The organism is Nonomuraea sp. NPDC049649 (genome assembly GCF_040675175.1).
Lineage (GTDB): Bacteria > Actinomycetota > Actinomycetes > Streptosporangiales > Streptosporangiaceae > Nonomuraea.
The window spans coordinates 34772-54552 of sequence record NZ_JBFAOH010000022.1; the positions used below are offsets into that span (position 1 = coordinate 34772).

At 72.4% G+C, this 19781-nt stretch carries 24 protein-coding genes; 9 read left to right on the forward strand and 15 right to left on the reverse strand.

The genetic code is table 11. The annotated features are described in order from the left end of the window. Positions 1-412 precede the first annotated feature (412 nt). Entirely contained in the window at positions 413-1024 is a 612-nt protein-coding gene (locus AB0J42_RS24940; RefSeq protein WP_364298340.1) for a hypothetical protein, read from the forward strand. Here the strand turns inward: AB0J42_RS24940 and AB0J42_RS24945 are convergent. Further along, positions 1011-2312: a hypothetical protein gene (locus AB0J42_RS24945; RefSeq protein ID WP_364298342.1), complete on the reverse strand. Its 1302-nt coding sequence runs from the start codon at positions 2310-2312 to the stop codon at positions 1011-1013. The two genes, AB0J42_RS24940 and AB0J42_RS24945, sit on opposite strands and share 14 nt — an antisense overlap. A gap of 37 nt (positions 2313-2349) precedes the next feature. Beyond that, positions 2350-3042 (reverse strand): helix-turn-helix domain-containing protein, encoded by a 693-nt coding sequence (locus AB0J42_RS24950; protein WP_364298344.1) that lies wholly within the window; start codon positions 3040-3042, stop codon positions 2350-2352. Positions 3043-3177: 135 nt separating this feature from the next. Here AB0J42_RS24950 and AB0J42_RS24955 point away from each other — a divergent pair, with 135 nt between their 5' ends. Together AB0J42_RS24955 and AB0J42_RS24960 are read left to right on the forward strand one after the other, a co-directional pair. Further along, the gene (locus AB0J42_RS24955) at positions 3178-3600 is read left to right on the forward strand and encodes a hypothetical protein (protein WP_364298347.1); all 423 of its coding nucleotides are present in this window, start codon (positions 3178-3180) and stop codon (positions 3598-3600) included. 5 nt (positions 3601-3605) lie between these two features. Continuing rightward, positions 3606-3812 (forward strand): hypothetical protein, encoded by a 207-nt coding sequence (locus AB0J42_RS24960; protein WP_364298349.1) that lies wholly within the window; start codon positions 3606-3608, stop codon positions 3810-3812. Here AB0J42_RS24960 and AB0J42_RS24965 read toward each other — a convergent pair. The 11 genes from AB0J42_RS24965 to AB0J42_RS25015 form a co-directional block, all read right to left on the reverse strand. Then, positions 3809-4762: a methylated-DNA--[protein]-cysteine S-methyltransferase gene (locus AB0J42_RS24965; protein WP_364298351.1), complete on the reverse strand. Its 954-nt coding sequence runs from the start codon at positions 4760-4762 to the stop codon at positions 3809-3811. The genes AB0J42_RS24960 and AB0J42_RS24965 overlap by 4 nt on opposite strands. Then, positions 4759-5310 (reverse strand): sigma-70 family RNA polymerase sigma factor, encoded by a 552-nt coding sequence (locus AB0J42_RS24970; RefSeq protein ID WP_364298353.1) that lies wholly within the window; start codon positions 5308-5310, stop codon positions 4759-4761. Before AB0J42_RS24970 ends, AB0J42_RS24965 begins: the two co-directional genes overlap by 4 nt. Before the next feature lie 145 nt (positions 5311-5455). Next, on the reverse strand, positions 5456-5755 hold the full coding sequence (locus tag AB0J42_RS24975; protein WP_364298355.1) for a DUF1416 domain-containing protein: 300 nt from the start codon (positions 5753-5755) through the stop codon (positions 5456-5458). Next, positions 5752-6591 carry a sulfurtransferase gene (locus AB0J42_RS24980; protein WP_364298357.1) on the reverse strand — a complete coding sequence of 280 codons (840 nt, stop codon included), beginning with the start codon at positions 6589-6591 and terminating at the stop codon, positions 5752-5754. Before AB0J42_RS24980 ends, AB0J42_RS24975 begins: the two co-directional genes overlap by 4 nt. Further along, entirely contained in the window at positions 6588-7001 is a 414-nt protein-coding gene (locus tag AB0J42_RS24985; protein WP_364298359.1) for a DUF4395 domain-containing protein, read from the reverse strand. The genes AB0J42_RS24980 and AB0J42_RS24985 overlap by 4 nt, the downstream gene beginning before the upstream one ends. Positions 7002-7063: 62 nt before the next feature. Further along, a complete protein-coding gene (locus tag AB0J42_RS24990; protein WP_364298482.1) occupies positions 7064-7147 on the reverse strand; it encodes a putative leader peptide in 84 nt (27 codons plus the stop codon). Positions 7148-7179: 32 nt separating this feature from the next. After that, a complete protein-coding gene (locus AB0J42_RS24995) occupies positions 7180-7512 on the reverse strand; it encodes a thioredoxin family protein (protein ID WP_364298484.1) in 333 nt (110 codons plus the stop codon). A gap of 244 nt (positions 7513-7756) precedes the next feature. Continuing rightward, on the reverse strand, positions 7757-8614 hold the full coding sequence (locus AB0J42_RS25000; protein WP_364298361.1) for a zf-HC2 domain-containing protein: 858 nt from the start codon (positions 8612-8614) through the stop codon (positions 7757-7759). Beyond that, on the reverse strand, positions 8614-9126 hold the full coding sequence (locus tag AB0J42_RS25005; protein WP_364298363.1) for a sigma-70 family RNA polymerase sigma factor: 513 nt from the start codon (positions 9124-9126) through the stop codon (positions 8614-8616). Before AB0J42_RS25005 ends, AB0J42_RS25000 begins: the two co-directional genes overlap by 1 nt. 37 nt (positions 9127-9163) lie before the next feature. Continuing rightward, entirely contained in the window at positions 9164-9829 is a 666-nt protein-coding gene (locus tag AB0J42_RS25010) for a DUF2993 domain-containing protein (RefSeq protein WP_364298365.1), read from the reverse strand. A gap of 65 nt (positions 9830-9894) precedes the next feature. Next, complete coding sequence (locus tag AB0J42_RS25015) at positions 9895-10146, reverse strand: MoaD/ThiS family protein (RefSeq protein ID WP_364298486.1); 252 nt, start codon at positions 10144-10146, stop codon at positions 9895-9897. 175 nt (positions 10147-10321) lie between these two features. On the opposite strand from AB0J42_RS25015, the gene AB0J42_RS25020 reads away from it, so the two are divergent. From AB0J42_RS25020 to AB0J42_RS25030, 3 genes are all read left to right on the forward strand, one after another. After that, positions 10322-11014 (forward strand): response regulator transcription factor, encoded by a 693-nt coding sequence (locus AB0J42_RS25020; RefSeq protein WP_364298367.1) that lies wholly within the window; start codon positions 10322-10324, stop codon positions 11012-11014. Positions 11015-11119: 105 nt separating this feature from the next. Next, positions 11120-14569 carry a tetratricopeptide repeat protein gene (locus tag AB0J42_RS25025; RefSeq protein ID WP_364298369.1) on the forward strand — a complete coding sequence of 1150 codons (3450 nt, stop codon included), beginning with the start codon at positions 11120-11122 and terminating at the stop codon, positions 14567-14569. Between the two features lie 84 nt (positions 14570-14653). After that, positions 14654-15022: a hypothetical protein gene (locus AB0J42_RS25030; RefSeq protein WP_364298371.1), complete on the forward strand. Its 369-nt coding sequence runs from the start codon at positions 14654-14656 to the stop codon at positions 15020-15022. Positions 15023-15031: 9 nt separating this feature from the next. Here AB0J42_RS25030 and AB0J42_RS25035 read toward each other — a convergent pair whose 3' ends face one another. Continuing rightward, positions 15032-16228: an FUSC family protein gene (locus AB0J42_RS25035; protein ID WP_364298373.1), complete on the reverse strand. Its 1197-nt coding sequence runs from the start codon at positions 16226-16228 to the stop codon at positions 15032-15034. 69 nt (positions 16229-16297) lie between these two features. Here AB0J42_RS25035 and AB0J42_RS25040 point away from each other — a divergent pair, with 69 nt between their 5' ends. Continuing rightward, positions 16298-16900 carry a hydrolase gene (locus AB0J42_RS25040; RefSeq protein WP_364298375.1) on the forward strand — a complete coding sequence of 201 codons (603 nt, stop codon included), beginning with the start codon at positions 16298-16300 and terminating at the stop codon, positions 16898-16900. Between the two features lie 2 nt (positions 16901-16902). Here AB0J42_RS25040 and AB0J42_RS25045 read toward each other — a convergent pair whose 3' ends face one another. Next, the gene (locus tag AB0J42_RS25045) at positions 16903-17466 is read right to left on the reverse strand and encodes a DedA family protein (RefSeq protein ID WP_364298488.1); all 564 of its coding nucleotides are present in this window, start codon (positions 17464-17466) and stop codon (positions 16903-16905) included. Between the two features lie 219 nt (positions 17467-17685). Here AB0J42_RS25045 and AB0J42_RS25050 point away from each other — a divergent pair, with 219 nt between their 5' ends. Together AB0J42_RS25050 and AB0J42_RS25055 are read left to right on the forward strand one after the other, a co-directional pair. Then, positions 17686-18279 (forward strand): biotin transporter BioY, encoded by a 594-nt coding sequence (locus AB0J42_RS25050; protein ID WP_364298377.1) that lies wholly within the window; start codon positions 17686-17688, stop codon positions 18277-18279. 7 nt (positions 18280-18286) lie between these two features. Beyond that, complete coding sequence (locus AB0J42_RS25055) at positions 18287-19756, forward strand: AMP-binding protein (RefSeq protein WP_364298379.1); 1470 nt, start codon at positions 18287-18289, stop codon at positions 19754-19756. The last annotated feature ends 25 nt before the right edge of the window (positions 19757-19781 follow it).

The window sequence follows — 19781 nt, forward strand, 5'->3', positions numbered from 1 at the left end:
CGACGCCGCATTCGGCATGGGCGGAATCGCCGGCGGCTCGGCGGAGTCCGGAGCGCGTGGAGCCGCGCCGGGCGAGTCCGGCCGAGACGGTCACCTGGCGCCCCCGGGCGCAGGCACCGCGCGCGACGGTCATCTGACGCCCTCAGGCGCAGGAGCCGGGCACGACGGTCACCCCGCGTCCTCGGGCGCGGGTGGCGGGTACGACGGCGAAACGGCGCCCCCCACGGGCGCCCGGCGCGGCGGTGGAACGGCGTCCCCCGCAGGCGGCGGGCACGACGGCGATCCCGGGTCCCGACGCGCAGGCGCCGGGCACTCCAGCGAAACGGCGTCCCCACGTGCAGGCTCTGACGGCGAAGCGGAGCCCTCACCACGTGACGGTGACCCGACGAACCCGGATGCGACGGTCGCGAGGATGGCGGCGGAGCCCGGCGGCGGTGCGGGGGCGGGTGGGAAGCGGAAGGGGCGGAGGGTGGTCGTGGCGGTGGGGGCCGCTGTGGTGACCCTGCTGGCCACCGGCGCCTACGCGTACGACGGGTATCAGTTCTACGAGTCCGTCACCACGCGGGGGCTGTATCCGAAGCGGGTGACCGTTCCGGCCGGTGGATCGTACGAGGTCTATGACACCGAGTGGAAGGCGAGCGTCGCGGAGTCCGACCCGCCGCAGGAGAACAGGTATGGCCCCGAGGTCGCCTGGCTGTCGGTCGACATCAGGAGGAAGGTCCTGGACGAGGAGAGCGCGACGATGGTCGCCGAGCCCGAGGAGGTCAAGCTGACCGACAGGGCGGGCCGCACCTGGGTGGTGGAGCTGAGGCCGGGCGACCGGCCGACCGACCGGCTGGAGGTGGGCAGGGAGTACCGCATCGAGGGCGTGGCCGTGGTCCCGGCGGCTGTGAAGGACGAGGTGGAGCTGTCGTTCCGGCCGAGCACGTACCGCTCCGACACGCCCGTGGAGGACCTGTTCAAGAAGGACTCGGAGGCGGTCCGGGTGGACAACCTGTTCGAGCTGAGGTTCAAGCGCCGGTGAGCGGCCGGCCGCGGAGCCGGGCGCGGGTGGCGGCGATGTCGTAGGTGGCGGCGAGGAGCGCCATGGTCAGGACGGTCACCAGCATGTCGCGCAGGAAGTTGACCGGCGCGCCGAGGAACATCCACGTCCAGTCGGACTCGGACCCGATGAGGGTGCGGACCGCGCGGTCGGCGTAGCGGGAGCCGACGTCGAGGGCCACGTAGCAGAGGCACATCATGCCGAAGAGCGGCGCCCCGCCCTTGATGATCATGCGCAGGGAGTTGGCCAGTGGCAGCCAGCGGTCGGTGAAGCCGCTGGTGACGTGGTCGAACGACCTTCTGGTGATCTCGTGGCTGCCTTCCAGCCGGTCCACGCCCTTCTCCAGGCGGGTGCCCTTGACCAGCGAGCGGGGGTCGTCGGCGAAGGCGCCGAAGACGAGCATGGCCACGGTGAGCCAGGCCAGCGGCACCGCCACGGCGTCCAGGAACAGCGGCCAGAAGGCGGCGAACGCCTCGGTGAACGCCTCCCAGGCCGGCACCGTCTCCTTCGCGTTCTCCAGCAGCTGCCTGGTGCCGACCACGGCCGCGCGGCTGTCCGTCCACTCGGAGCGGGCGTCGGCGAAGGCGATCGTCGCGTTCAGCCCGTAGAAGACGAAGCCGAACTCGGAGAAGGCGGCGGCGAACCCGTAGAAGCGGCCCCTGCCCCTCTCGACCAGCTTGGCGAAGAGCTCCTTGAGCAGGAACGTGACCGCCATCGCCCCCAGCGACACCCGCCAGTCGAGGTCGGCGAGGCTCCTGCCGACGAAGGTCTCCTCGCCGAACCACTGGGCTTCGGTCATCTCGTAGAAGTGGCGGACCATGTCCATCTGCTGGAACTCGCGCGCGTCCTCGGTGTGGAAGCTCCAGGCGAGGTAGAGCACGGCGAACGCGGGCGCCATCCGGTCCAGCGTGCGGAAGAACCGCTCGTCCGGGACCCCGTCGGCGGCCCGCGCCCGGATCTCCCAGAGCGCGCCGCGCATGCTGTGGAGCATGCCGGTGGTGACCGTCATCGCCGCCAGCACCACCAGGGTCAGCAGCGTCATCACGGCCACGAGCCGGACCTGGCGGAAGTCCCCGTACGCGACCTCCGTGCCTGCGTACAGCAGCACGTAGCGGACCAGCTCGCCGGCGGAGAACCAGAGGATCAGAGGCAGCGCGCACTTGCCCGCCAGCCGCAGCGTGTGCAGGGGCAGCGAGAACGGCGACGGCACCCGCCTGCCCGGCGCGGGGCCAGACCGGGGCGGCACCATCACGCCAGTAGATCCGGACATCGGTGGAATGGTAGCGGGATGCCCCGACCGGCCGCAGCTACCCGGACGAGCTCCCGGCGCCGGCGAGGGCGCGCAGCGTGCCGGCGGTGAAGTCGTCGAGCGGGTAGAACAGCTCGATCGCCAGCTCCGACAGCGTCACGTCGGCCGGGGCGCCGAACGACACCTCCTCGTACAGGGCGCGCAGGTCGGCGTCGCCGGTGGCGTTGACCTGGCGCAGCAGCCGGTCCAGGAACAGCCCGCGCACCTCGTCCAGGTTGGACAGCCGCGCGGCGAGCCCTTCGGGGTGCAGCGCCAGCCGGAAGACGTTCGGGCGCGGCTCCAGCAGGTGTGGCGGGACGCCGTCCATGAGGACGGCCATGGCGCGGTTGCCCTGCAGTACGTTCCACAGCCGGTCCACCACGACCGCCGGGTACGGCTCGTGCGCGGTCAGCATGGTCTCCAGAGCGGACCGGACCGAGGCCATGTACTGGTCGTCGAGGCTGCTCTCCCGGTAGGCGGGGGCGTAGCCGGCGGCCAGCAGCAGGGTGTTGCGCTCCCGCAGCGGGATGTCCAGCGCGGCCGACAGGCGCAGCAGCATCGCCCGGCTCGGGCGCGCGCGGCCGGTCTCCAGGTACGACAGATGCCGGGCGGAGGTGTCGGCCAGGAGCGAGAGGTCCAGCTGGCTGAGCCTGCGACGGCGCCGCCACTCGCGCAGCAGCGTCCCCGCCGGTGACGGCTGTCGTGGGTCCATGCGGGGCAGCCTAGGCCGTCACCGGGTGGGCTCCGCCATGACCTCGGAGGTTATTGAGACCGTGATCAGGGCGGTGACATGGTCGTTTCCGGGCGGGCCCGTCCGGGGTCCGCCCGGAAACGGAGGAGTGACCTGATGAACACGACGACCGCCCCGCGTGCCACGGTCGGCGGCGCGGCGGCGGAACGGCTCCGCACGATCCTGCGGATCGACGGCTGGAGCACCGCCGTCTTCGGCGTGACCCTGCTCGCCGCCTGGCGGCCGTTCTCCGGCTGGTTCGGACTGCCGCCCTCCTGGTCGGTGCCGTTCGGCGTGGCCATGCTCGGTGGCGCCACCGCGCTCGGCCTGATCGCCGGCTACCCCCGGATTCCGGTGCGGTACGTGGCGCTGGTCGTCGCGGGCAACGCGCTGTCGTGCCTGGCTCTGGTGGTCCTGGTGCTCGCCGGGGCGATCCCGCTCAGCGGCCTGGGCGTGGCGTTCATGCTCACCGGAGCCGCGGTGGTCGCGGTGTACGCGGGGCTGGAGTTCCTCGGGCTGCGGCACGCCCGGACGGAGTGAGCGGGGTGGCGGGTCACATCGACGACCAGGTGTCCCGCTTGCGCCGCGCGCTGCGGGGGCCACGGCGGCTCAAGCGGGACCTTCTCGCCGAGGCCCGACGGCCTGCTCGACGCGGGCTCGGGCGTACGGAGGCGGAACGGGCGGCCGTGCGGGAGTTCGGCACGGTGGAGGAGGTTGTGGGCTCCTTCCAGGAGGTCCTCGCGGACCGCTAGGCGGCCAGGTCCGGGCGGCAGGTCCGGCAGGGGCGGTAACCGGCCGAGCCGGCCTGGGCGAGGGTGCGGAAGCCGTGCCGGTGGGCCGGGGTGATCCGGCGGGCGTTGTGGCAGGTCGGGAAGCAGACCACGCCGGTCGTGTCGCTCGCCAGGTAGAACACCCGGCGGGCCGCCAGGTCGCGGAGTCTTTCCAGGTCGACGCCCTCCGCCGTGAGCAGCTGTTCCTTGGCCTCGGTGCCGAAGACGTACTCGCCGACCGCTCCGTCCGAGCGGGTCACCCGGTGGCAGGGGATGAGCAGGGGCAGCGGGTTGCGGGCGAGTGCGGTGCCGACGGCGCGGACCGCACGGGGCCGGCCTGTGCGGGCGGCGATCCACGCGTACGGTCTGACCTCGCCGCGCGGGATGGCGCGGGCGGCGAGCAGCACCTCGCGCTGGAAGTCGCCGACGTCCCGCAGGTCGAAGCGGAGAGTTCCGGCGCGGCCGGTCCGCAGGGCAGGCAGCAGCCCCGCCGGTGGGCGCTCGGCGGGCAGCAGCGGCCTCCCGAACCGCTTCCTGAACGCCTCGGCGAACCCTTCGGCGCCTTCGTGCACGTACGCGATCCCCTGGTCGGTGAACGCCACGGACACCTCCCCGAGCGGCCCGTGCACGCGCACCCACCGTGCGGCGACCCGATCGAGCAGCCCCTCAGGCGCGTCGACAGCCAGCCCGGCCAGCCCGGCGAGCAGCGCGTCCTCGGTCATCCCCGCCCCCGCGGCGTCGGGCGTCTCCGGCGTCATCGGGCCCTCGCCCGCCCGGACCTGTCCCTCATCGGACACGCGCTGTTCGATCGGCTCCGTCCAGGCGGTTCCGGTCATCGGGCCCTCGCCCGCCCGGACCTTTCCCTCGTCGGACACGCGCTGTTCGATCGGCTCCGTCCGGGCGGTTCCGTTGTCGGGTGTGTTGCGTGTCATGGGGTTCCTCCCAGTTCGCGTAGGCGGCGGAGGCCGCGTGACACGTGTGACTTCACCGTGCCCTGGGGGATGCGCAGCGCGGTGGCGATCTCGGCTACCGGCAGGTCGACGACGTGCCGGAGGACGACGGCGGCGCGCTGTTCGTCGGGCAGGAGGGCGAGCAGGGCCTGGAGTTCGTCGCCGGTTTCGCGGCGGGTGGCCGCGTCTTCCACGCCTTCGCCGGGGTCGGGGGTTTCCACGGGTTGCTCGCGGAGGTCGGGCGGGGGTTTGCGGGATTTGGCGCGGGCACAGTTGCGCCAGATGTTCATGAGGATGGTGACGAGCCACGGCCGCGGCCGGAGCGCGGCGATGCGGTCGCGGTCGTAGCCGGACAGCGCCCGGTACGCGCGCAGGAACGCCTCGGCGGTCAGGTCCTCGGCGTCGGCCCACCGGCCGCTGAGCCGCAGCGCGGTGGTGAACACGAGCGCGCGGTGCGCGGCGAACAGCTCGGCGAACCCCTCGTCGAGGTCGTCGAGGAGCGCTTTGCGTACCGGGTCAAGACAGTCCATGTCCCTCACGACCCTAGGAACACCGCGCCGACCCCTCCGGTTGCACCGAAACGAACGACCCGCGCCTCAGCGCGCGGCCACCCCGGTCACACGCGCAGGGCCCGCGTCCAGGAGAGGACGCGGGCCCTGTCGTCTCGTACGAGGGTCAGACGGCGACGGCGAGCTCCGCCACCTCGCCCAGCTTGGCCTGCACCTGCACGTCGCGGGTGACGCCGCCGCCCGCGATGATGCGCACGGTCCAGTCGCCGGGGCCCGCGAAGAAGCGGAAGATGCCTTCGTCGGACACCACGACCTCGCCGGTGAACTCGCCGGTGTGGTCGAGCAGCCGCGCGTAGGCGGTGCCGGCGCCGGTGACCCTGCCCTGGATCACCGCCTGGTTGGACAGGTCGATCCCGGCCGGCAGCGAGATGGTCTGCTCCGGCGCTCCGCAACCCTGTGTGCTCATCGTGCCTCCCCCAGCTCGATCGGCACGCCCACGAGCGAGCCGTACTCAGTCCACGAACCGTCGTAGTTCTTCACGTTCTCCTGGCCCAGCAGCTCGTGCAGGACGAACCAGCTGTGCGCGGAGCGCTCGCCGATGCGGCAGTAGGCGATGGTGTCCTTGCTGAAGTCGACGCCGGCCTCGCTGTAGAGAGTGCGCAGCTCGTCCTCGGACTTGAAGGTGCCGTCGTCGTTGGCCGCCTTCGACCACGGGATGTTGCGCGCGGTCGGCACGTGGCCGGCCCGCTGCGCCGACTCCTGCGGCAGGTGGGCGGGGGCGATCAGCTTGCCGGTGAACTCGTCGGGCGAGCGGACGTCGACGAGGTTGAGCTTGCCGATCGCGCCGACCACGTCGTCGCGGAAGGCGCGGATGTCGTTGTTGACCTGGCTCACCACGTAGTTGGTCTTGGGCCGCTCGGGCACGTCCTTGACCAGCTCGCGGGAGTCGAGCTCCCACTTCTTGCGGCCGCCGTCGAGCAGCTTGACGTTCTCGTGCCCGTACAGCTTGAAGTACCAGTAGGCGTACGCGGCGAACCAGTTGTTGTTGCCACCGTAGAGCACCACGGTGTCGTCGTTGGAGATGCCGCGGTCGGAGAGCAGGGCCTCGAAGCCGGTCTTGTCGACGAAGTCGCGGCGGACCGGGTCCTGCAGGTCCTCTCGCCAGTCGATTTTCACTGCGCCACGGATGTGGCCCTTGTCGTAGGCGCTGGTGTCTTCGTCGACCTCGACGAGAACGACGCCCGGGGTGTCGAGGTTGGCCTCGACCCAGTCGGCATCCACCAGGACGGCGGAGCGGCTCATTGTGGTACCTCCAGTTTGGCGGCGGGCAATATACGGCGAATCAGCAGATACGTCTCGCAGCCAAGGCAGAATCCGAAGGCTGCGTTGAGGAAGGCGGCGAGGAGGGCCGCGGCCGTGGCCCCGAGAGCCAGCGGCGTGATCCCGGCGATGAACCCGGCCAGCCCAGCGACCGCGAAGACCAGCCCGACCCCCTGCGCGAAACGCGGCGGGCGGGAGTCTTCCGTCTCCTTCGGAGCGCTCTTGACGAACGCCTTGAAAAGCATCCCGTACGGGGATCTGCCCGCGATGCCGAGAGCGAACACCACAGCCTGGGCGGCGAGCAGCCAAAGACTGCCCGTAACCAGGACCAGTAAGAGGATGAACGTGGTGATGGCCGCGCCGAAGCGTAGCGCCCTAGGGTCGGCAGGCATCGTGGGATGCTCCTGAAGGGGTCGAAAAGGGAGGCGGATGAGAAGTCCGCGCGAGACCGTCCTCAGGCAGCGCGACAGAGCGCGGTCGCGACGCGGCAGAAATCAACCGCGCGCCGCTTCGTCAGCAGCTCCGTCCAGGGGTTCATGCCCAGCAGACTACTCGTCGTCTCGAAATCTGTCACTTCTCGTCCGGCTTGTGAGACGAATCGTGAGACACGGCGGCCGCGAGCGCGTTCAGCACGTCGGCCTTCCTCGGCTGGCCGGACGCCTTCTTGACGATCTTCCCCTGGGCGTCGAGCACGAAGACGGTCGGGGTCCGCATCACGTCGAGCCGCCGTACCAGCTCCAGCCGGGACTCCGCGTCGATCTCCACATGCGCCACACCGGGGACCAGCGCGCTCACATCGGCGAGAATCACGCGCGTGGCCCGGCACGGCTGGCAGAACGCTGTCGAGAACTGCACGAGCGTGGCCCGCTCCCCCAGCTCCGCCCCCAGGTCACCGGCCCCCAGCCGGCTCCCGGGATCGCCGTCACGCAACCGTCCCCCGGCGCGCACCCTCACCACCCCGATCACCGTTCCCAGCGCCAGCGTCCCCAGCGCAACCCACAATCCGGTCACCACCACATCAACTACCGGCGTCCCGAATTCCTTCCTTCAACCAGACCTCCCTCGGCACCGCAGGGGTGGATGCCAAGTCCGGTGCGGGTCCTAGCGGGAAGCAGACGGCTGAGGTGGAGGACGTCGACCGGGACCGCTACCTCCCGGTGACCGGGACCCGTACCAGGACCTTGCCGTCGGTGGTGATCTCGAAGGCGGTGATGGCGCTGATCGGTGTGGTTGTTTCGTGGTGGAAGACGGTGTTCTCCTCGTACGTGACCGTCCACGGGCCGGAGGTTTCGCGGGAGCCGTCCCGAGAGATGATGACCAGCCTGCATTCCGTGCCTGCGGGGACCCCTTCGACCTGCACGGTCAGGGCCGTCCGGCGGTCGCCGGGCACGGCGGTCACGGTGGCGCGGTAGCCGGTCGACTTGTCGGCGCCGTCGAACGCGCGGCCCTGGGCGACGGGCGTGGGGGTGGGCGCCGCTTCACGCTGGGCGGTGCCGTCGTCCTCGGCCATGCGCGGCTGCGGCACGTCGCTCTCGGCGGTGCTGTGTGCGGAGGGCGCGGCGCTCTCGGTGGTGCCGCGTTCCGGGGTCGCGTCGGCGCTCTCGGCGAGCGGGCGGAGCGCGTCCTCCGGGGCGTCCTGGGCGCTGAGCGAGGTGGATTCCTGGGCCGCGGTCGTCTCGACAACGCCCTGGGGGGACCAGATCACGCCGCCCACGACGGCGACCGCCGCCGCGGCCGCGACCGCCATGAGCACGCGGCCTCGCCTGCGCCGCCGGGCGCGTTCGGACAGGAGCCGTTCGAGGACCCGCCGCGGCGGGCTGGCGACCAGCTCGATGTCCCGTTCCGACACCTTGCCGAGGAATCCGGCGACGCCGGCCAGTTCCTCGAGTTCGCCGCCGCATTCCTCGCAGGTGGCCAGGTGGAGGTCGACCTCCTCCGCCTCCTGCGGGTCGAGGGCGCCCAGCGCGTGCGCGCCGAGTGCCGTCCGTACCTCCTCGCACGTCATCACGGCGCCAGCCCCCGCTCTTCCAGCGCGAGCTTGAGCGCCCGCAGCGCGTAGTAGGTGCGCGATTTGACCGTCCCCGGCGGGATGCCGAGTTTCGCCGACGCCTCCTTCACCGATCGCCCCCGGTAGTAGACCTCCATCAGCACGTCGCGGTGCTCGGGCCGGAGTGCGGCTAACGCCTCCGCCACCGCCCACGACTCGACCGCGCGTTCCAGCTCGTCGTCGGCGGGGAGCACGGCGAGCGCCTCGTCGCCTGTTTCGGGCGGCCGGGCCTTGCGGGCGCGGTGCTGGTCGACGACGAGGTTGCGGGCCACGGTGAACAGCCAGGCCCGGATCGGGCGGTCCTTGAGCGCGCCCGGGTGCCGCCACGCCCGCAGCAGCGTTTCCTGCACGACGTCCTCCGCCCGTCCCGAGTCGCCCGTCAGTCGCAGCACGTATCCGTACAGGGGCCCGGCGTGCTCGTCGAACAGGCTTCTCACGAGTTCCTCGTCGGCGGTGCCAGCTGAGCTCACGTCCTCATCACGTACGGGACGCCGCCGTGGTTCACGGTCATCCACGGAGCGGCACGTCAGACGCCTCGGCCGAGATCTGCAGACCTGCGGGCACGTTCTTCACCCCGGTCACCTTCACGTCGAAGGGCAGCTTCCCCTTGAACGGGATGGTGTAGCTGACGAAGCGGGCGAACTGCTGGGGCACTCCTTCGATCTTCTCCGCCTGCAGCCGGATGCCCTTGTCGGTCATCTCGGCCTTCATCTCCGCCGTGAACTTGACCTGCTGCGCCCCCACCGCCAGTTCGCCGGAGGCGACGAACCGGTCGCCGTTGCCGCTGATCTTGACGCCCTGCGGGGCGAACCGGTCGATGGTCGCGTTCGTCAGGGTGCCGCTGACGGTGACCCGCCCGGCCCGGATGTCGGCCCGGTTCTGCAGGAGGTCGGCGAGCGGGGCGGTCACGTCGTACGCGGCGCCCTTGAGGTCTTCGATCGGCACGCCGCCGTAGCGCAGCGTGCCGAGGTCGAAGCGGACCTCCTGGTAGTGGCCGGAGAGCGCCTGGGTCAGGAAGGGGATTCCGGTGATCTCCACCTCGGGAGTGCCCTCGACGTCGGTGGCGGCGGCGATCCGGTTGGCGAGGTCGCGCTGCACGCCCGCGACCGCGACCCGGTCGAGCACGGCGAGGAGGACGATCAGCAGGATCAGGAAAACGAGCAGCTTGCGCATCGCACTCCCTGTATGGGGTGGGGGTCAAGAAGCTTATCGGCTCATTCCCCACCTAACCCGGCCGATCACCCACCGGCGAACGGCGGCAGCACCTCGACCGTCACCCCGTCGTGAAGTTCCACCTCCTCATGAGGCCGTTTACCCACCGGGGAACCGTCGATGAGAAATGACGATCTGCTGACGACGCGGGCCAGCTCGGCACGGCCGGCTGTGATTTTCGTCATGAGTTCGCCCAGCGTGGCCGCCTCGAACTCCTCCTCAGCCACACCAGCCGCGGCCTTCGCCGCCGCCCAATAGCGCACCTTTCCCGAGGCCATGGCCACCTCACCAATCCTTCTTCGGCATTGTGCGTTCCTGTTTACCTGGCTGTTCCATTCGGCATGGCGTTTACCTGCCGGATGCCGAAGGAACACCGCATACTCCTGGGATATCCTCACCTACAGGACTCGGGCGACGTGGCCCCCGGGTCCTTACTTGTTTGGGGAGGCCGACATGAGCAACCTGCTGCTGCTCACCAATGCGCTCGAGCCGTCCGCCGAAGTGCTCCCGGCGCTGGGGCTACTCCTCCACGGGGTCCGCGTCGCGCCGGCCGAGGCCTCCGCCCTCATCGACGCCCCTCCCTCCGACGCGGTGCTCGTCGACGCCCGCAAAGAGCTCGTGCAGGCCAAGAGCCTGTGCCGGCTGATCCGTACCACCGGCATCGACTGCCCTCTGCTGGTGATCGTCACCGAGGGCGGGCTGGCCGCGATGACGGCCGAGTGGGGGATGGACGACGTGATCCTCGACAGCGCGGGCCCGGCCGAGGTGGAGGCGCGGCTGCGCATCGCCGTGGGGCGCATGTCGCAGGCGCACGCCGAGGACGCGCCCGACGAGATCCGCAGCGGCGAGTTGTCGATCGACGAGGCCACCTACACCGCCCGGCTGCGGGGCCGGGTGCTCGACCTGACGTTCAAGGAGTTCGAGCTGCTGAAGTACCTCGCGCAGCATCCCGGCCGGGTGTTCACCCGCGCCCAGCTGCTGCAGGAGGTCTGGGGGTACGACTACTTCGGCGGCACCAGGACGGTGGACGTGCACGTACGGCGGCTGCGGGCCAAGCTCGGCACCGAGAACGAGTCGCTGATAGGCACGGTCCGCAACGTCGGCTACCGCTTCGTCCCGGACAGGGCGGATTCCGCACAGGTGTAGTTGACAGCGACCTTTCTCCGGGTTGCACTGTTGTGACAGGTCCGACCCGGGCCTGGGTCGTGCTGTCACGCCGCGGACACCGCCGTCCCGAGATGGGTGGTTCGGGTGAACGTGTTCCGGTCCCTGGTCGACGAGGGCGCCCGCCCGCGGGTCTACCGCCGGGGCGAGTGGCTGTGTTCGCCGCTCCGCCCCGCCGGGCGCGTCTATCTGATCGAAGACGGCTATGCCCGGGAGTACGTGCCGGGCGGCGACCGTGAGATCGTGCACGACCTGCGCTCCGCCGGCGATCTGGTGGGCGAGCCGGCGTTCTGGGACGCGGGCGAGCAGGTCAAGGTGGACGCGCTGACCGAGGTGCGCGCCTGGCCGATCGACATGCGGCGGCTGCGGGAGCACGCCGCGTCCAGCACGGCCGTGGCGACCGCGCTGGTGCAGGAGCTGTTCGCCAGGAACGTGGCGGCGCGCAGGCACGAGGCGCTGGCCAGGGCGCCGGTGGCGACGCGGCTGGCGGTGTGGCTGCTCAACCTGGACGCCCGGTACGGGCTGGCCTCGGAGTCGGCGCCGCCGCTGTCGGCGGAGACGCTGGCCGACCTGGTCGGCAGCGCGCCCGACGTGGTGCAGCGGGTGCTCGCCCAGTGGGTGCGGCGCGGCTGGCTGGTGCGCACCGGCTACCGGCGGTTACGCGTCGCCGACCAGGCGGCGGTGCGGACGCTGGCCGGCGACTGGGAGCATCTGGCGGCGCCGTGGTCGGGCCGGATCACCCCGTTCCTCACCGCGCCGGGCGCGCCGGCCGAGCCGACGCCCGCCGAGGTGCCCCGCCCCGCGCAGCTCCCGGCGGACGTGCCGGACTTCACCGGCCGCCAGCAGAGCCTGGACCTGCTCACCGAGTGGCTGGAGCGGCGCCGCCGGACGAACACGATGGTGATCCAGGGCCTGCCGGGCGTCGGCAAGACCGCGCTGGCCACGCACTGGGGGCACCTGCACGCGAACCGGTTCCCCGACGGGCAGATCGTCATCGACCTGCGCGGCCAGTCCCCCGCCCAGCCGCCGATGACCACGGCCGAGGCGCTGGGCCAGATCCTGCGCTCGCTCGGCATCGGCGCGCACATGCCGGCCGCCGACGAGGCCGAGCTGATGCTGCTCTACCGCAGCCGACTGGCCGGGCGCCGGCTGCTGCTCATCCTGGACAACGCCGCCGACCCGGCCCAGGTGCGGTCGCTGCTGCCGGGCGGCAAGGACTGCGTGGTGCTGGTGACCAGCAGGACCAGGATGGCGGCGCTGCGCGCCACCGGACAGGCCGACCTGATGGACCTGCACGTGCTCGACCCGGGCAACGCGGTGGCGCTGCTGGTGGCGATGCTGGGCGAGGACTCGCCGCGCGCCGCCGACCGCGACGGGCTGGCCGAGCTGGCCCGGGTCTGCTCGTACCATCCGTTCGCGCTGCGCGTCTCGGCGGCCAAGCTGGCCGAGAACCCGGAGCTGAGCGTCGCCTCCCGGGTGCAGGAGCTGCGCCGCCCGGACCGGCAGCACAGCTTCCCCGGCGACCCGGAGCAGGCGTTCCGGTCGGCGCTGGATCTGGCGTACGAGTCGCTGGGGCCGTCGCAGCGGCGCGCCTTCCGGCACGTCGGGCTGCTGCCGGGCGGTCCTTTCACGCCGGAGGTGCTGGCCGCGGCGCTCGGCGTGCCGGTGCGGGAGGCGCTGGCGTCGCTGGCGGGGCTGCACCGGGCGTATCTGGTCGAGCCGCTGCCCGGCCCCCGCTATCGGGTGCACGACCTGGTCAAGGACCTGGCCCGGGAGCTGGGCAGGCACGCCGAGGCGGGCGTGCGGGAGGCCAGGGTACGGCTGCTCGACCACTATCTGGTGACCGCGGCGGACCCGGCGACGCCGCGCGAGTGGTTCGAGGCCGAGCGGCGGGCGCTGGTGTCGGTGGTCCGCACGGCCGAGGAGAGCGGCGCGTACGGGGTCGCCTGGCAGCTCGCCGACGCCGTCTTCGAACCGCTTCGAGGGCTGCGCTACTACGAGAACAACCTGGAGATCCAGCGAGTGGGGCTGGAGTGCGCGCAGCGGATCGGCAACCGGCGGGCCATCGCGCTGATGCGCAGCCACCTGGGCTCCATCCACCGCGACATCGGCCCGTCCACCCGGGCGGCCCGCTACATCGGCGAGGCGCTGGCCGACTTCGCCACGCTCGGCGACCGGGCGGGCCACGCCCGCGCGCTCATAGACCTGGCCGAGGTGCACGGCATCGCGGGCAACCTCCAGGACGCGCTGAAGGCGGCGGGCGAGGCCCTCGACGGCTACCGGGAGATCGGCGACCAGGCCGGGGTGGCCGACAGCCTGCACGCGCTGTCCCGTCTCTACCTGTCGCAGGGCCGGCACGAGCTGGCGCTCGACCACGCCGGGAAGGCGCTGGAGGTACGCGAGAAGCTGGGCGACCGGCGCGGCACCGCGCAGAGCCTGATCATGATGGCCCGGGTGCGGCAGAGCCTCGGCGAGCCGGACGCCGCGCTGTCGGAGGGCCTGGGGGCGCTGTCGATCTGCCACGAGCTGGGCGACGAGCACGCCGAGGCCGAGACGCTGCTCTGCCTGGCCGAGGTGTACGACACGCTGCGGCTGCCGCACGACGCCCGGCGCGACGCCGAACGCGCACTGGCCGGCTACACGGCGACCGGCGACCAGCACGGCTCCGGGCGGGCGCTCAGCGCGCTGGGCCGCATCGCCCGCAACGGCTCCCGCTACGACGAGGCCCTGGCCTGCTTCGAACAGGCGCTCCTCGTACAAGTGGAGCTCCACCACGAGCAGGGCAAGGCCGAGACGCTGGGCGACATCGGGCTGGTGCACTGGCGGCTCTCCGACTACCTGCGCGCCGACGAGTACCTGACCCAGGCGCTCGCCATCAGCCGGGTGATCCGCGACCTGCCGATGGAGGCGCGGATGCTGAACCGGCTGGCCCGGGTGCGGCGGCGGCAGGGCCAGGTGCAGGTGGCGTTCGTGTACGCGCTGGAGGCGCTGGACATCGTGCAGGCGCTCGGCAGCCGCAGGGCGGAGGCCGACGTGCAGGAGACGCTGGCGAACACGTACCTGTCGCTGGGCCGCCACCAGGACGCCCTCCGCGCGGCCCGGCGGGCGCTGGCGATCAGGGAGGAGACGCGCGACGACAAGGCGAGCGCGCTGCTCTCGGTCGCGCAGGCGCTGCACACGGCGGGCCGCCCGGCCGCCGCGCTGGCCTACGCGCGCCAGACGGCCGACCTGCAGCACGAGACCGGTACGCGCGACCGCTGGGCGGCGGCGCTGACCACGCTCGCCATGATCCTGCTGGACCTGGACCGGCCCGACGAGGCGTACGGGCACGCCTGCCAGGCCAGGGACGTCCACCAGGCGTGCGGCACTCGGCGCGACCTGGGCTGCGCGCTGCGGGCGCTGGGCCTGATCGCGTGGCGGCGCGGCGACGTGCCCGCCGCGGTGGCCCATCTGGGTGAGGCGCTGCGCACCCTCGACGAGGTGGGCGACGTGTTCGAGGCGCGCAAGACCGGCCAGGATCTCCGACGGATGTCGTGAATTTCCCGGGGACAGGTCGCAGATCTGATCGGGTCGCTGCCGTTTAGCTGGGTTCACCGGCCACGGAAAGCGGAGGTGATCCGGATGCTCAAGAACCAGCTACGACGTGACCTGCGATGGCTGCGTCGACAGGCGCGCACGGACAGGCGGATCGCCGCCCTGGTGCTCGTCGCGGTCCCGTCGGCGTGGGCGCGCCAGCTCGCCGGGAGTGCCGAACCGGCCGTCCCCGGGCTGCTGCTGGTGCTGTCGGCGGCGCTGGTGACGATGTCGGGCGCGGCCTGGCTCACGGGGGCGTACTTCCTGGCCAGGTCGGCCCGCCGGCGCCGCGAGCCGGTCGAGACGCTGCGCCTGGTCACCCGGGTCGCCAGGGCCAAGGAGTGGGCGTTCGCCTCGGCGGGCGCGTACGTGGCCTGGCACGTGCTGCAGTTCGTCACGGCCCTGGTGATGGGCTGACCGGGGGGTTCAGCCCGGGATGAGCCAGCCCGGGAACGCGCCCTGGTGCGGCCCGTTCTCCGGGTCGAGCTCGTGCCTGATCACCGCGCACTGGTCCAGCATCGCGCCGAGCAGCGACCGGAGCGGGACGTTCTCGGTGTCGGGCACGCGCTCGGCCAGCAGGACCTGGTGCTCGACGCCCTCGCGCAGCGCGGTCCGCAGCCGGCCGAGGTCCTTGACGCTGCCCCGGCCGAGCTGGAGGCGGCCGAACGCGGCGAACGCCCGGGAGATGGCCACCAGTTCGTCGCCGAGCACCGACGGCACCCGGTGCACGTCCTCCGAGGGCAGCCCGCGCACGCCCGCCGCCAAGTCGGTGAGCGACCTGGCGATGCCGCGCAGCTGCAGGCCGGCGTGCTCCAGGCAGGTCATGGCCTCGGCCACCTGCTCGATCCGCTCGTCCTCGCGGCGCCGGCGCCCCGGCACCAGCCGCGCCGCCTCGGCGGCCTGCTCGGCCACCTCCTGGCGCTCCTTCAGACCGGCCTCCACCTCGCGGGACCGCTCCAGCCAGGACCTGGCCTCCTCCTCACCCCAGTCGCCGCGCACCCCCTTGCCCATGTCCGCGGCCAGCGACGACAGGTCACCGGCCAGCTCGGCCATCTCCCGCCGCGCCTCCTCCACGTACCGGGGCGGCAGCACGATCACGTTGGCCGCGATGCCGATGACGGCGCCCAGCAGCAGGTCGATCAGGCGCTCGGTGCTGTAGCCGGTGCCCAGCGCGAACACCAGCAGGGCCGTGATCGGGATCTGCATGTTCTGCTTCGGCAGGTTGAGCAGCCGCCCCAGCATCAGCCCGCCCGCGACCAGCACCGCCAGTGTGACCGCGTTCGCCCCCAGCAGCCAGATCAGCAGGCCGGCGCTCGCCACCCCGACCAGCACCGCCCCCATCTGCTGCACGCCCCGCACCACCGTGCTGTACGCGGTCGCCGAGAACGTGAGGAGCACCCCGATCGGCGCCAGCACCGGCAGCCGGGCCTCCAGCACGTTCGCCGCGACCCAGTAGGCGAGCACGCACCCGACCGTCGCCTTCACCACCTGCAGCAGCGGCTCCCGCTCGGCCCGCAGCCACCCGGCCAGGCCCAGCCGGCGCGCCCGCTCCAGGCTCAGCCTGAAACTGGTGACGATCCGTTCGAGTGGCGGCAGCAGTTGCCGCGATCGATCCTCCCCCACTACGGCATCGTCGCAGGAAGACACCCGCTCAAGCTGGGTAGACACCCTGCTGGAGTGGAGGTGAGGCCCATGGACGCCGAGATTCCCGGGCAGCTCGTGCTGCCGGAGGGGGCGCGCGGCGTCGTGCTGTTCGCGCACGGCAGCGGCAGCAGCGCCCGCAGCCCGCGCAACCGGTACGTGGCGGGCGCGCTGAACGAGTCCGGGCTGGGCACGCTCCTGTTCGACCTGCTGACGCCGGAGGAGGGCGCCGACCGGACGAACGTGTTCGACATCGGGCTGCTGGCGAGCAGGCTGCTGGCGGCGACCGAGCGGCTGCGGGCTGCCCCGGCCGCCGCGGGGCTGCCGGTCGGCTACTTCGGCGCGAGCACCGGCGCGGCCGCCGCCCTGTGGGCCGCGGCCGAGCCCGACTCCGACGTGGCGGCGGTGGTCTCGCGCGGCGGCCGTCCCGACCTGACAGGCCCCCGTCTCGGTGCCGTACGGGCCCCGACCCTGCTCATCGTGGGCGGCCAGGACGAGCAGGTGTTGGAGCTGAACCGGCAGGCGCAGTCGGAGCTGCGCTGCGAGAGCCGGCTGGAGGTCGTGCCCGGCGCCACCCACCTGTTCGAGGAGCCCGGCGCGCTGGAGCAGGTCGCCGGCCTGGCCCGGCTCTGGTTCACCCGCCACCTCGGGTGACGTCAGGCGCGCACCCGTCTCCACACGAAGACCGCCACGGCCAGCACGACCAGCGTGATGACCGCGTACGTGAGGATCTCCACATACCTCTCGACGAGCGACCACCGCTCGCCCAGGAGGTAGCCGGCCGTCACCAGCACGGTGTTCCAGACGAAGCTGCCGGCCGCGGTGAGCAGCGTGAACGTGGGCAGCGGCATCCGCTCGATGCCGGCCGGGATGGAGATCAGGCTCCGGAACAGCGGGACCATCCGCCCGAAGAAGACCGTTTTGCGGCCGTGCCTGGCGAACCAGTCCTCGCTCCTGCGTACGTCCTCCAGCTTGAGAAGCGGCATCCGGGCGGCCAGCGCGTGCACGCGCCGCCTGCCCAGCAGCGCGCCCACCCCGTAGAGCGCGAGCGCGCCCACCACCGAACCGGCCGTGGTCCAGAGCAGGACCTGCCAGAAGACCAGGTCGCCCCGGCTCACCGTGAACCCGGCCAGCGGCAGGATGACCTCGCTCGGGATCGGCGGGAACAGGTTCTCCAGCGCGACCGCGATACCGGCTCCGGGGGCGCCGAGCGTCTCCATGAGACTGGTCACCCACTCAGCGATTCCCCCCAGACCGGTCATTTCCATCCCTTCGTCGCACGTACTCTCTAGCCGGTACAGGTGCGCGTAGTCCTTCCGCGCCCCGTTCCGCCCATCCACCTGCGACATTCCTCGGCATGGAACCTTGTGGCAACCCTCCATGCGGCGGCGGGCCCGGGTGGTGTGGGATCGAAGCCGCACCCACAAGGAGGAGGAGCGATGAAGTGGTTCACGCCAGGAGACGTCGCCCGGGTGGCCGTCTTCGCCGCGCTGATCGCGGTGCTGGGGCTGGTCCCCGGAGTCAACCTCTTCGGCGGCCTGGTGCCCATCACGGCCCAGACGCTGGGAGTCATGCTGGCCGGGCTGCTGCTCGGCTCCAAGCGGGGAGCACTGGCGGTGCTGGTGCTGCTCGTACTGGTTGCGGTAGGACTGCCGCTGCTGGCCGGTGGCCGGGGCGGCCTGGTCGTCTTCACCCAGCCGTCCGTCGGCTTCCTGATCGGGTGGCTGCCGGGCGCGTTCGTGACCGGGTGGATCGCCGAGCGCGGGACGCGCGCGGGGCAGGCGCCCAGCTTCGTCCGGCTGCTGGTAGCGTGCCTGGTCGGCGGCATGGGGGCCATCTACCTGTTCGGCATTCCGCTGCTGGCGGTCATCGGCGACCTGTCCCTGGGGGCGGCGGCCCTGTCCACCCTGGTCTTCGTGCCGGGTGACGTGATCAAGGCGGTGGTGGCCGCGTCGGTGACCCGGGGCGTGCAGCGCGCCTACCCGGCCGCGATCCCCGCCGCACCGGGCAGACGTCTCGGCGAGGAGGGCTGACCGCGGCATGCCAGTCGCAGCGCAGGTCATCCGGCACGCCGCCACCCGGCCTGACCGTGTCGCGGTCTCCGGCCCGTACGGCGAGATCACGTACGCCGAGCTGACCCGGCGCATGCATCGAACGGCCGCCCACCTGGCGGCCGGACTCCCCCAGACCGGCCCGCACGGCTCGGTGGGGAAGACGACCGCACACCTGGCGGCCGGGCTCCACCCGTCCGATCCTCATGGCGCGGGCTCTGGGCGGGCTGCGGGCGGTCACCCCCAGGTTGGTGCGCGCGGTGCGGGCCCTGGGTGGGTTGTGGGAATCTGCCTGGAGGATCCGGTCGAGCAGGTGGTCGCGGTGCTGGCCGCCGATCTGGTCGGGGCCACGCCGCTGCTGTACGAGGCGGCGCTGCGGGAGGGGGTCCCGGCGGATCTGTTCGTCGAGTCGCTTCCTGACTGCGGGCCGGATTCGTTCGCCGGGGTTGAGCCGTCGCCGCACGATCTGGCCTGGGCGTGCTTCAGCTCCGGGAGCACCGGGCGGCCGCGCGCCGTCGTGCGGACCCGTGCGTCCTGGACGGGGTCGTTCGAACCGCTGAGTGAGCTCACCGGGATCGGGGCCGACGACGTCGTGCTGGTGCCGGGGGCGTTGGTGTCTTCTCTGTACGGGTTCGCGGCCATGCACGCGCTGGCCGTCGGGGCGACGGTGCTGGCGCCGGGGCGGTGGGCGGCGGGGGCGCTGCCGGAGTTGCTGCGGCGGGCGACCGCGGTGCACCTGGTGCCGCACCTGCTGCCCCGGCTGCTGGACGCGCTGCCCGAGCGGGCGCCGCTGCGGGTCGCCGTGGTTGGTGGGGCGGCGCTTTCTTCGGAGGTGCGGGAGCGGGCCCGGGAGGTGGGGGTGCGGGTGGTCGCCTACTACGGGGCCACCGAGCTGTCCTTCGTGGCCGTGGACGACGACGGCGGCGGGCTGCGGCCGTTCCCCGGGGTGGAGATCGAGGTCCGGCCGCCGCGGGGCGAGGTGTGGGCGCGTTCCCCCTGGCTGGCCGAGGGCTACCTGGGCGGGGTGGCGGGGCCGCTCAAGATCGAGGACAAGTGGATGAGCGTCGGCGACCTCGCCGACCCGTACACGCCGGGGGAGCCGCTGCGGCTGCGGGGGCGCGGTGACGGCGCGATCCAGACCGGTGGGGCGACCGTGGTGCCCGAGGACGTCGAGGAAGTGCTGCGGCGCGTGCCCGGCGTGGGTGACGTCGTGGTCGTCGGCACTCCGCACCCCGGTCTGGGCACGGTCGTGACCGCGGTGGTCGAGGCCGGTGCCGGGGCGCTCCCGTCCAAGGCTGATCTGGAGGCGGCGGCGCGGGCCGGGCTCGCCGCCGCTCAACGGCCCCGCCGCTGGTACGCGATCACGCGCATGCCCCGCACCCCGACCGGCAAACCGGCCCGCGCCCAGCTGGCCGCCCGCCTGACCACCCCCGACCCCGAACTGCGGAGACTGCGATGACCCCCGCTCGCCGCCTCGGTCTGCT

Excerpts from the sequence above, each read along its gene's own strand:
- AB0J42_RS24940 (WP_364298340.1), top strand. The coding sequence starts at position 413 with ATGGCGGCGGAGCCCGGCGGCGGTGCGGGGGCGGGTGGGAAGCGGAAG.
- AB0J42_RS24945 (WP_364298342.1), bottom strand. The coding sequence starts at position 2,312 with ATGTCCGGATCTACTGGCGTGATGGTGCCGCCCCGGTCTGGCCCCGCG.
- AB0J42_RS24950 (WP_364298344.1), bottom strand. The coding sequence starts at position 3,042 with ATGGACCCACGACAGCCGTCACCGGCGGGGACGCTGCTGCGCGAGTGG.
- AB0J42_RS24955 (WP_364298347.1), top strand. The coding sequence starts at position 3,178 with ATGAACACGACGACCGCCCCGCGTGCCACGGTCGGCGGCGCGGCGGCG.
- AB0J42_RS24965 (WP_364298351.1), bottom strand. The coding sequence starts at position 4,762 with ATGACACGCAACACACCCGACAACGGAACCGCCCGGACGGAGCCGATC.
- AB0J42_RS24970 (WP_364298353.1), bottom strand. The coding sequence starts at position 5,310 with ATGGACTGTCTTGACCCGGTACGCAAAGCGCTCCTCGACGACCTCGAC.
- AB0J42_RS24975 (WP_364298355.1), bottom strand. The coding sequence starts at position 5,755 with ATGAGCACACAGGGTTGCGGAGCGCCGGAGCAGACCATCTCGCTGCCG.
- AB0J42_RS24980 (WP_364298357.1), bottom strand. The coding sequence starts at position 6,591 with ATGAGCCGCTCCGCCGTCCTGGTGGATGCCGACTGGGTCGAGGCCAAC.
- AB0J42_RS24985 (WP_364298359.1), bottom strand. The coding sequence starts at position 7,001 with ATGCCTGCCGACCCTAGGGCGCTACGCTTCGGCGCGGCCATCACCACG.
- AB0J42_RS24990 (WP_364298482.1), bottom strand. The coding sequence starts at position 7,147 with ATGAACCCCTGGACGGAGCTGCTGACGAAGCGGCGCGCGGTTGATTTC.
- AB0J42_RS25000 (WP_364298361.1), bottom strand. The coding sequence starts at position 8,614 with ATGACGTGCGAGGAGGTACGGACGGCACTCGGCGCGCACGCGCTGGGC.
- AB0J42_RS25010 (WP_364298365.1), bottom strand. The coding sequence starts at position 9,829 with ATGCGCAAGCTGCTCGTTTTCCTGATCCTGCTGATCGTCCTCCTCGCC.
- AB0J42_RS25015 (WP_364298486.1), bottom strand. The coding sequence starts at position 10,146 with ATGGCCTCGGGAAAGGTGCGCTATTGGGCGGCGGCGAAGGCCGCGGCT.
- AB0J42_RS25020 (WP_364298367.1), top strand. The coding sequence starts at position 10,322 with ATGAGCAACCTGCTGCTGCTCACCAATGCGCTCGAGCCGTCCGCCGAA.
- AB0J42_RS25030 (WP_364298371.1), top strand. The coding sequence starts at position 14,654 with ATGCTCAAGAACCAGCTACGACGTGACCTGCGATGGCTGCGTCGACAG.
- AB0J42_RS25040 (WP_364298375.1), top strand. The coding sequence starts at position 16,298 with ATGGACGCCGAGATTCCCGGGCAGCTCGTGCTGCCGGAGGGGGCGCGC.
- AB0J42_RS25045 (WP_364298488.1), bottom strand. The coding sequence starts at position 17,466 with ATGGAGACGCTCGGCGCCCCCGGAGCCGGTATCGCGGTCGCGCTGGAG.
- AB0J42_RS25050 (WP_364298377.1), top strand. The coding sequence starts at position 17,686 with ATGAAGTGGTTCACGCCAGGAGACGTCGCCCGGGTGGCCGTCTTCGCC.
- AB0J42_RS25055 (WP_364298379.1), top strand. The coding sequence starts at position 18,287 with ATGCCAGTCGCAGCGCAGGTCATCCGGCACGCCGCCACCCGGCCTGAC.